2 protein-coding genes and 1 pseudogene are annotated in these 1,708 nt (G+C 58.8%); 1 reads left to right on the forward strand and 2 read right to left on the reverse strand.

All coding sequences use genetic code 11. The annotated features are described in order from the left end of the window. Positions 1-72: 72 nt before the first annotated feature. Positions 73-963, reverse strand: coding sequence for a metal-dependent phosphohydrolase (locus FV234_RS25710; RefSeq protein ID WP_147832429.1), 891 nt, complete (start codon positions 961-963; stop codon positions 73-75). A 170-nt stretch (positions 964-1,133) separates the two neighbouring features. Between FV234_RS25710 and FV234_RS25715 the strand changes: the two genes are divergently transcribed. After that, positions 1,134-1,634, forward strand: coding sequence for a DUF4062 domain-containing protein (locus FV234_RS25715; protein ID WP_147832430.1), 501 nt, complete (start codon positions 1,134-1,136; stop codon positions 1,632-1,634). On the opposite strand, the pseudogene FV234_RS25720 reads toward FV234_RS25715, so the two are convergent. Further along, a pseudogene (locus FV234_RS25720) lies at positions 1,597-1,708 on the reverse strand (IS5/IS1182 family transposase); the annotation flags it as partial. The gene FV234_RS25715 and the pseudogene FV234_RS25720 overlap by 38 nt on opposite strands.

A 1,708-nucleotide genomic window follows, 5' to 3' on the forward strand; every position in this document is an offset into this window, starting at 1 on the left:
GGGCGGGGTTGGGCGGCGGCGGGCATGGGGTGCGACTCGCTGTGAGAACAGAACAAGAACACACCAGATCGGTCAAGGTTCGGTCAAGAGGGGCGGCAAAGTGGGGGATTCAGGCGAACCGGGATGCGGCCCCATGCGGCGGCGGTCGTGCTCGATCGCGAAGACGTGGGCGTAGAGGTTGGCGACCCAGCGCCGTCCCTCCACGGTGAGGTCGAGGGCGCGGATGGCGTCGCCGATCACCGGCTCGACCTTGCCCCAGAAGAAGCTCGGGTAGCGCTCGGCCAGATCCGCCGGGTCGACGTAGCCGAGCGATTCGCACAGGCCCGCCTCGCGCAGCTCGTGGAACAGCGCGTTGAGTTTTCGCGGATAGAGCGGATCGCCGAGCTGGCCGATGAGGTCGGCCGCGCGCATCAGCCCGGCCTCCGTGGCGGTCTCGGCGTGGTCGCCGTCGTCGGGCACGGGGAAGCGCGTCAGCTCGATCGCGCGTGCCACGCGGCCGGCGTCGACGAACTCGTGGGTAGCGAAGCGCTCCCACACCGCGATCTTCGAGCGCTCGACGTGGTGCGCGGTGAGCCCGGCATCGGACGCCCCGCGCGGCAGCCCGACGGTGGTGCCGGCCCGGTCGATCACGAACCGGGTGCGCGTGTCGCCGGCGCAGACGCCGCGGACGTAGCCGATGTCGTGGTAGAGCGCGGCCAGGATCGCGTGCAGCCAGTCCCGCGGCGACACCCCCTGCGCCACGAAGCGGCCGCGCAGGATGTCCTGGGTCACCAGCGTCACGAGGGTGGTGTGGTCGGCATCGTGATAGAGCGCGTCGCTCTGCGCGATCCGCTCGATGGTCAGCCGCGCCGATTCCTCGATCACCTCGACATAGCCCGGCTCCCGGCTGCCGAAGGTGCGCCGGTAGACCAGGGCGAGATGTTCGCCCAGGGCATTGGCGAGGAGCTTCGTGGCGTCGAGCATGAAACTACCATTAGTCGAAGGGTGCCGGAGATTGTAACGGATAGATATCGGGGGACATACCTCCTCGGTATGGTGTCGCGCCGGGAGTTGATTGCATGCTCATAGGTGACAGCTTAGGTGGTATTTAAATATAATTATCTAATTTCTCAATATGTTTGGAAAAAGCTAGAATGGAAAAGAAATATCAGATATTTATTTCGTCTACTTATTTAGATTTGATCGATGTAAGGCGCGAGATAGCGAAGGCAGTTTTGCGGCAGACAGAAATCCCTGCCGCTATGGAAGATTTTGGGTCGGTCGATCGGGCAGCATTAGAATACATAAAAGCCGTAATTGATCAGTGTGATTATTATGTACTTATAATAGCAGGAAGGTACGGATCTATCGATGAAAGCGGTCTTAGTTATACAGAACAAGAATACGATTATGCTTTAGAAAAATCGAAGACAATACTTGTTTTCATAAGGCGAGACATCTCAAATATCCCTGCGAAAGATGTTGATACGGACAAAAATTTACGCAAGAAATTAGAACGGTTCCGATCCAAGGCTTCCAAAGGAAGGCTCGTAAGTTTTTGGGACGACCCGAAAACGCTTATTACAGACGTTACGATTGCGCTAGGTCGCGGACTCATTAAGTTCGTAGCCAGACGCGAAGGGCAGCGAGTTTGACGCTGGCGAGGAAGTTGTCCGGGTCTTTGTCGTAGCGCGTGGCGACGGCCCGGAAGTGTTTGATCTTGCTGAAG

This window comes from Methylobacterium sp. WL8, from assembly GCF_008040045.1.
GTDB classification, from domain to species: Bacteria; Pseudomonadota; Alphaproteobacteria; order Rhizobiales; family Beijerinckiaceae; genus Methylobacterium; species Methylobacterium cerastii.

Bases quoted from the DNA above. Each gene is read 5' to 3' on its own strand.
- FV234_RS25710 (WP_147832429.1), bottom strand. From the start codon at position 963: ATGCTCGACGCCACGAAGCTCCTCGCCAATGCCCTGGGCGAACATCTC.
- FV234_RS25715 (WP_147832430.1), top strand. From the start codon at position 1,134: ATGGAAAAGAAATATCAGATATTTATTTCGTCTACTTATTTAGATTTG.